6 protein-coding genes and 4 pseudogenes are annotated in these 6,735 nt (G+C 69.0%); 7 read left to right on the top strand and 3 right to left on the bottom strand.

Annotated features, from left to right (window positions below; all coding sequences use genetic code 11):
• Positions 1 to 355: 355 nt before the first annotated feature.
• The 3 genes and pseudogenes from ACLML9_RS27025 to ACLML9_RS27015 form a co-directional block, all read left to right on the top strand.
• Positions 356 to 874, top strand: a complete 519-nt coding sequence (locus ACLML9_RS27025; RefSeq protein WP_411948151.1) for a hypothetical protein — start codon at positions 356 to 358, stop codon at positions 872 to 874.
• A gap of 156 nt (positions 875 to 1,030) precedes the next feature.
• Positions 1,031 to 1,786 carry a ZIP family metal transporter gene (locus ACLML9_RS27020; RefSeq protein WP_411948150.1) on the top strand — a complete coding sequence of 252 codons (756 nt, stop codon included), beginning with the start codon at positions 1,031 to 1,033 and terminating at the stop codon, positions 1,784 to 1,786.
• Between the two features lie 225 nt (positions 1,787 to 2,011).
• A pseudogene (locus tag ACLML9_RS27015) lies at positions 2,012 to 2,170 on the top strand (PaaI family thioesterase); the annotation flags it as partial.
• A gap of 8 nt (positions 2,171 to 2,178) precedes the next feature.
• On the opposite strand, the pseudogene ACLML9_RS27010 reads toward ACLML9_RS27015, so the two are convergent.
• Positions 2,179 to 2,340, bottom strand: a pseudogene (locus tag ACLML9_RS27010) (nuclear transport factor 2 family protein); the annotation flags it as partial.
• A gap of 13 nt (positions 2,341 to 2,353) precedes the next feature.
• On the opposite strand from ACLML9_RS27010, the pseudogene ACLML9_RS27005 reads away from it, so the two are divergent.
• The 3 genes and pseudogenes from ACLML9_RS27005 to ACLML9_RS26995 form a co-directional block, all read left to right on the top strand.
• Positions 2,354 to 3,198 (top strand): annotated as a pseudogene (locus ACLML9_RS27005) (AMP-binding protein); the annotation flags it as partial.
• A gap of 110 nt (positions 3,199 to 3,308) precedes the next feature.
• Positions 3,309 to 3,686 (top strand): annotated as a pseudogene (locus ACLML9_RS27000) (LLM class F420-dependent oxidoreductase); the annotation flags it as partial.
• Positions 3,687 to 3,794: 108 nt separating this feature from the next.
• Positions 3,795 to 4,592 (top strand): inositol monophosphatase family protein, encoded by a 798-nt coding sequence (locus ACLML9_RS26995; protein WP_411948149.1) that lies wholly within the window; start codon positions 3,795 to 3,797, stop codon positions 4,590 to 4,592.
• 50 nt (positions 4,593 to 4,642) lie between these two features.
• Here the strand turns inward: ACLML9_RS26995 and ACLML9_RS26990 are convergent, their stop codons facing one another.
• Together ACLML9_RS26990 and ACLML9_RS26985 are read right to left on the bottom strand one after the other, a co-directional pair.
• On the bottom strand, positions 4,643 to 5,377 hold the full coding sequence (locus ACLML9_RS26990; protein WP_411948148.1) for a cache domain-containing protein: 735 nt from the start codon (positions 5,375 to 5,377) through the stop codon (positions 4,643 to 4,645).
• Positions 5,374 to 6,126: a FadR/GntR family transcriptional regulator gene (locus ACLML9_RS26985; protein WP_411948147.1), complete on the bottom strand. Its 753-nt coding sequence runs from the start codon at positions 6,124 to 6,126 to the stop codon at positions 5,374 to 5,376. The genes ACLML9_RS26990 and ACLML9_RS26985 overlap by 4 nt, the downstream gene beginning before the upstream one ends.
• A 350-nt stretch (positions 6,127 to 6,476) precedes the next feature.
• Between ACLML9_RS26985 and ACLML9_RS26980 the strand changes: the two genes are divergently transcribed.
• Positions 6,477 to 6,734 (top strand): hypothetical protein, encoded by a 258-nt coding sequence (locus tag ACLML9_RS26980; protein ID WP_411948146.1) that lies wholly within the window; start codon positions 6,477 to 6,479, stop codon positions 6,732 to 6,734.
• Position 6,735: the final 1 nt, after the last annotated feature.

The following is a 6,735-nucleotide window of genomic DNA, read 5'->3' as shown; positions in this document are numbered from 1 at the left end:
CCCCGTCCGGCCCGTGAGCCCAGATGACCGCCGGGTTGGCGGCAGCGGCCGCGGACAAAGTCCGCGATATGGCCGGTGGACGGAAATCGGACGAACCGGCCGACCCGAACACTCCGTGAACTCCCGTCGGCCGCCCTCTCCTCCGGCGGCCGACGGGCCGTTCGCCGTCACCGGCGTCGCGAACCGGAAGGTCGCCGACAGCCCCATGGCCTTGGCTTCGCCGGCCGGTGTGGACCGGGCCGCACTGAGCCCTCTTCATGATCACGGTTTAGTAACAGGAGGGGCGGGTAGCACGGCCGGTGTCGGCGCTCCGGGGCAGTAAAGGAGCGGAGCAGCGCAGGAGTGAGGAGCCGTGATGGCGAACGGATACCACGAGTCGAATCTCGAGTCGGAAGTGTTACCGCTGTCGGGAATGCGATTACAGTGGCGCGGCACCGACCGCTGCTTCCGGGTCACACAGCCGCAGCCGGGTGGGGAGATCGTGACCGAGGCCGGCGCGGACGAGCTGCTGTGGCGGCCGTGGTCGGGGCGCGCGGATATGGCCGTCGGCGTATCGGGTCCGATCGCCTCGAACACCCCGGGCCGATGGTGGGTGGTGTGGGGTGAATATGTGGGCGATCCGGTGATGGTCACCCTCGCCGATGGCGCTACACCCCCGGTGCGGATCGTGGGCGGGTTGTGGGTCAGCGAATGGAGCGGGCCCGAACAGGCCGCTGTGGTCACCACGGCGACGCAGCGCACCGACGTGCGATTCGCTCCGCCGTCGTTTCTGCCGCCGCCGCTGGCCGCTCTGGGCGACGGTGCGAGCGGCTGCTGGGTGCACGTGGAGACCCCGGCCGGCTTCCGGCGCCGCGGCACCGTCGCCTCCGCGTAGCCTGCCCCGGACCGGCATGCCCGGTCGGAATCCGTTCCGATGATCCGGGTTTCGTGTGCCCGGGCAGCGCCGCCGGTTTCTCCGCGGTCGTCGCGGGTAGCCGGGGACTCGATGAGCGGTGCCCCGGGGCACAGTGTGTGAGGAGACGATTCGCGCGTGTGGGATGTGTTGGTCGCGGGCGGCTGGGGACTGCTGGCGGGCTCATCGCTGCTGGTGGGCGCCCTGGTCGGGTACCTGGCCCGGATACCGGTGGCAATCGTCGCCAGTGTGATGGCCTTCGGCAGCGGTGTCTTGCTGTCGGCCGTATCGTTCGAGTTGATCGCCGAAGCCCACGAACGCGGCGGAATGGTGCCCACCGCGTTCGGCGCGATCACCGGGGCACTGATCTACACGTTCGCGAATATCGTGCTGGCCCGGCGCGGGGCGCGGCACCGCAAACGCTCGGGCGACCAGCAACCCTCGGAATCCGAACAATCCGGTTCCGGCACCGCGATCGCCCTGGGCGCGTTACTGGACGGAATCCCGGAGTCGATCGTCATCGGCACCACCTTGCTCGGGGGTGGCGCCGTCAGTGCCGTGACCGTCGCGGCGGTGTTCATCAGCAATGTCCCCGAAGGACTGTCCAGCGCTTCGGGGATGCGCCGGGCCGGCCGCGGCCCCGGGTATGTGTTCACCCTGTGGGCCGGTATCGCGGTGATCAGCGGCGCGGCGGCGATGGCCGGTTACGGCTTGCTCGGCGGTGCGTCGGCGACCGTGCTGGCCGCGATCACCGCGTTGGCCGCCGGGGCGATCCTGGCGATGATCGCCGACACGATGATCCCGGAAGCGTTCGAACACGCACATATCTGGATCGGCCCGATCACCGTGTCCGGCTTCCTGACGGCATTCGCGCTGTCCCAGCTCGGCCCCTGACGACCGCGCTCACCCCGTGGTCCCGTGCGGCGCCGGCCAGAGCGTGAGTACGGCAAGGCGGTCGGTAGGTTCCGTACTCTCCCTCTCAGCTCGAATCGCCTCTGGACCGAACCGTCTTTTCGGTGGGTGGGACTTCGACGCCCGCTCTCTCGGTGCGTACCACTAACCTCCGGGCCACGCCGCGAGGCATCGACCGGCGCCTACCCGCGCCACCATGGAGGTTCGATGAGCCACGGTCCGAATGTTCTTCCGACAGTAGATGTTTCTCCGGATGGCACGGTGCTGACCTCGGCGCCGGGGGACGCGCCGGTCGACCGCGGGACTGCCGCGGCGCGGCGGGTGGTCGACGCATTGCTGCGCACCGACCGCGCGTCCGCGACGATGAGTTCGCCGATCGGAACGCCGGCCCCGTCACACCGGCCGTACACCGCGTCCGCGAACAGCTCCGCCACCTCGTCGAGCGCGCCCCGATCGATCAGATGGGAATAGGCGAGGATCAGGACTCTGATCGCCTCGATCGCGGCCGGCCGGGTGATCGTGTGCTCGAGATCCATGGAGACAAAGACACCCAAGTTCTCCGCCTCCGGATTCCTGCCGGATGTGCGGTTCTTCGGCGCCACATTCTTCACCTATGTGGGCAAGGCGTTGAGCTACCTGATGGCCACCCCGGAGCGGCCCGACGATTTCGACAACACCCTCGTCCGCGGGTTCGGCACCGAGGCATCGCCGGAGGACCGGGCGGAGTTCGCGCGCCGATTCGGGGCCGAGCTGCTGGAGGGTTACGGCTCGTCCGAGGGCGCCGGGTCGGTGCAGCCCGGCCCGGACACACCCGTGGGCGCGCTGGGCCGGCCGGCGCACAGCGATATCGTCGTCGTGCACCCGGAGACCCGGCGTGAATGTGCCCGGGCGGAACTCGACCGGCACGGCCGGGTTCTCAACCCGGACGAGGCCATCGGCGAGGCGACTGGATCCGCGTGGACGGGGAGAACATCTCGGCGCTGCTGATCGAGCGGATTCTGCGGCGGCACCCGAAGATCATCGCGACCGTTGTGTACGCGGTGCCCGACCCGCGCTCGGACGATCAGGTGATGGCCGCGATCGAGGTCGCCGAGGTCTCCGACTTCGATCCGGACGAGTTCGCGGAGTTCCTGGCCCGTCAGGACGATCTCGGCACCAAGTCGGCGCCCCGGTTCGTGCGGGTGTCGGCGAGATTGCCGGTGACCGGGTCGAACAAGGTGCTCGAGCGGGATTTGCAGGCGCAGATGTGGCGTGGTGACGAACCGGTGTTCCACCGGGTGGGTCGTGGGACGCCGAAGTACGTACCGCTGACCGAAGCCGACGAGCAGGCGCTCGAGCGTGAATTCCACACGCACGGCCGCGCGAGATTCCTGCCGGGAGCTACCCGTCCATGATGCGCTTCCCGGGAAGTCCGCGGCGCGGCGTGCGTGCCGGTGTATGCGCAGGAGGCAGGGTATGAAGCTCGGTGTGGTGATCCCGGTCGAACTGGGGTCGAGTGGTGAACCGGAGCAGATCCTGCGCCGGTCTCGGGTGGAGGCGTGAGGAGGTCGAGACCTGCGGGGGACGGTTCGATCGTCGCGGCGAGATCGCCGACGAGGCCATTGCGGTGATGCGCGCGCTGTGGGCCGGACGTGACGGTGTGGACTTCGCCGGCGGGGAACTGGATACGGCGATCGGCATGATGAATGCCGCGGCTGCTCGGGCCGAGCGGGACCCCGCGGAGATCTCCCTGGTGCTCGGAGCGACGTTGCGGCGCGTGGACGAGGCGGCGCTCGACCGGGCCCGCGGACTGGGCGCCGATCGGATGATGCTGTCGGCGTCGCGTCGCGTCACCTCCATGGATCTCGTGATCGAGGAGATGGCCGAGTGTTCGAAGCGGCTGGGTCGCGGAATATTTCGAGGTCGCGGCCGCAGCAGCGGTAGCGGGTGCGCCGCCCGCGGCGGGTGCGGCCCGGTGGCACCGTCCGTGTGGTGCGGATAGCTTCGTTTCATGCAGGACCACCTCGACGACCTCCGCTTCGCCCATGTGCTCGTGGACACCGCCGACGCGGCGAGTATGGACCACTTCAAGGCCCTCGACCTCGATATCGAGACCAGACCGGATATGGCCCGATGGAGCGACACCCAGGCCGCGGTGGAAAAGCTGGTCCGTGGACAGCTGCAGCGCGCCCGCCCCCGCGACGCGGTCCTCGGTGCGGGGCAGGGCCTGGACGGCACCGGCCCCCGCTGCTGGGTGGTCGACGCCATCGACGGCCTCGAGAACTATGCGCGCGGCGTTCCGGTGTGGGCGACGCAGATCTCCCTGCTGGAGGTGTCGGGAGGCGACTACCGGCCCGTCGTCGGCGTCGTCTCGGCGCCGGCGCTGGGCCGCCGCTGGTGGGGCGTGCAGGGCCACGGTGCCTTCACCGGCCGTAGTCTTTCCTCGGCCTCCCGCCTGTGTGTGTCCCGGGTGTCGAAACTGCCGGACGCGTCCTTCGCGTACTCCACCCTCACGGGCTGGGAGGAGCACGGCCGGCTGAACGGCTTGCTGCAGCTGTCCCGTGCGGTCTGGCGCACGCGCGCCTACGGCGACTTCTGGCCCTACATGATGGTCGCCGAGGGGGTGGTCGACGTCTGCGCCGACCCGGCGCTCTCCCCGGGCGATATGGCCGCCGGCGCCGTCATAGTCACCGAGGCCGGTGGGAGCTTCACCGGCCTCGATGGCAATCCGAGCCCCCTCGGTGGCAGCGCGGCCGCGTCGAACGGCTTACTCCACGGGGAGCTGCTGGAGTATCTGAACGTGCGCTGAAGCCTGCACCCGGCGCGCGGTCACCGTTGCCGGCCCGAACGGTGACCGTCTCAGTGGGTGGTGGTGCCCTCCAACCGGCACAGCGACCACGGAAGCGCGTCGATCGGCACGCCGGTACCGGTCCAGCCGACGCGGCCGGTTCTGGACCCAGGGGGGAGGCCCGGATCGGTGGCGAGGAGGACGCGGCCCTCGTCGTTGACGAGTACGAGAGCGGGGCCCGCGGCGCGGAACCGGGGAAGCAGGACCTCCTGCATCGCGCCGACCGGCACATCGGCGCCGGCTACTCCGAGGAACTGTCCCGGCGCGGTGGTGACCGGCACCGCGAACGTGCACACGTATTGGTCGGTGCAGGCGAAATCGATATAGGGTCCGTGCACCCAGCGGCGCCGCTCGTCACGCGGGATCACATACCAGTCCATCTGGGTGTAGTCGTAGAAGTATTCGCTGAGCGGGTTCAGCTCGGGGTTCAGCCGCTGGGGTCCGTGGGCCGAATGCACCTGCCACCACTCCAGGAACCGCGGCCGGTCGGCGAGTACGCCGTCGGCGATGACCACGCCCGCCCCGTCGAACAGGCCGCCGACCTGCTCGAGCTCATGGGCGATGGGTTCGCGCAGCCGCGCCAGATCGGTCGAACGGGGGGCGGACCGCCGGTTCGCGGTGGCCTCGTCCCATACGCGCGTCAGCGCGGTCCCTATCGTGGTCAGCGATAGAAAGATCTGCTCGGCCAGCTCTGCCACGACGGAGGCGAGCGATTCGATGGTCGGAGGTCTTGGATTGTCCGTCATCGATCACTGAGCTCCATACGTAGGGCGACGAGTCGACGGATGCGGGATTCACTATGCGATTCTGCCAGTTTCCGGGCCTCGACATCATCCTCCCGTTCGATGGCGCGTACCAGGTCGCTGTGGACCGACGCCTCGGCGGCCGGATCGAGCTCCAGTCGCGGCAGCCAGATCAGTGCGGAGAGTTCGGCCTGGAGGTCGACCTGGGCGCGGGTCAGCCTGGTGGACTGCGCGCACACGGCCATCTCGATATGGAAACGGCTGTCGGCCCGCCGGGCCGCGATCGGCTCGGTGCTGGTCCGTAACCGGTCGGTCAGGGCATGGAGCCGGGCGATATCGGCCCGGCCGCCGCGGCGGGCGGCGAATACCGCGGACGCGCCGGCGATGGCGAACTGCGCATCCCCGAGGTCACGTAATTCCGCGAGACTCATCTGCTGCAACCGTGCCGACGCGGTGTGCTCCAGGGCCTCCGCTGAGGAACAGATGAAGCTGCCGCCCCCGCGTCCTCGTTTGGTGCGGACGATGCCCTGCTCGCGGAGGACGGCCAGTGCTTCCCGCAGCGTCATCGTCGATACGCCCAGCTGGTCGGCGAGGGTCAACTCGCTCGGCAACTGCTGGCCGTCCACCATCACCCCGAGGCTGATCGCCGCGGACAACCGCTGGACCACGGCCTCCGTCTTCGGACCACTGCCCTCCAGCGGTGACAGAACAGCGCTGAGCGCGGTCAGGCCCGCGCGCTCCTGCTGGGACAACGCGACTCCTCTGGTGCACCGGTATATGCATCGATCCTAGGCCGTGCAACTTGAAATATGAACTATGGAGTCAATAGAGAGGCGGCGCCGCCCCGGGGCCTCCGACGACAAATCGACGCTCCAATTCGACTAAGCCATTGAACTATGACTTCAGAGGTATTAGATTAACTCAATGGCGTCACCTCGGGCGTCACCGGTCGATCAGGAAAGGGACCGACATGCACGAACACCCGTCTCGCGGCGTCGAGAGCCCGCACCGGGGACCTCGTCAGGGCGCAGAATCACCCACCGGCCTGGCACTCACCACGCAGCGGTTCGGAAGCTTCGACGGCCCGCCGCCGAAGGAGAAAATGTGCCGGACGGAGGTCGACGGGCTTCGCGCCACCTGGCGGATGCTGCGGGATCACGCCATCGCCATCGTCGTGGTCGAGAAGCTCGCCGACGCCTCCCCGGTGGTCTGCTTTCCCTCCGGCAGTTATCCGGATCTCGCGCGAGCGCGCGAACTCTATCCGGAACTGGCCGGACTCTGGGATGCGATCCGGCACGAATTCTGGGGGCGGCTCATGTCGCCGCTGCCGGCGGGCCCGGGGGCTCACGCCTGGGCATGAG

This window comes from Nocardia sp. NPDC002869 (assembly GCF_046764065.1).
GTDB classification, from domain to species: Bacteria; Actinomycetota; Actinomycetes; order Mycobacteriales; family Mycobacteriaceae; genus Nocardia; species Nocardia rhamnosiphila.
This window is presented reverse-complemented; position numbering and strand designations above follow the sequence as displayed.

What these genes read in the sequence shown, in the direction of transcription:
- ACLML9_RS27025 (WP_411948151.1), top strand. Translation starts at nt 356, where the DNA reads ATGGCGAACGGATACCACGAGTCGAATCTCGAGTCGGAAGTGTTACCG.
- ACLML9_RS26980 (WP_411948146.1), top strand. Translation starts at nt 6,477, where the DNA reads ATGTGCCGGACGGAGGTCGACGGGCTTCGCGCCACCTGGCGGATGCTG.
- ACLML9_RS26990 (WP_411948148.1), bottom strand. Translation starts at nt 5,377, where the DNA reads ATGACGGACAATCCAAGACCTCCGACCATCGAATCGCTCGCCTCCGTC.
- ACLML9_RS26995 (WP_411948149.1), top strand. Translation starts at nt 3,795, where the DNA reads ATGCAGGACCACCTCGACGACCTCCGCTTCGCCCATGTGCTCGTGGAC.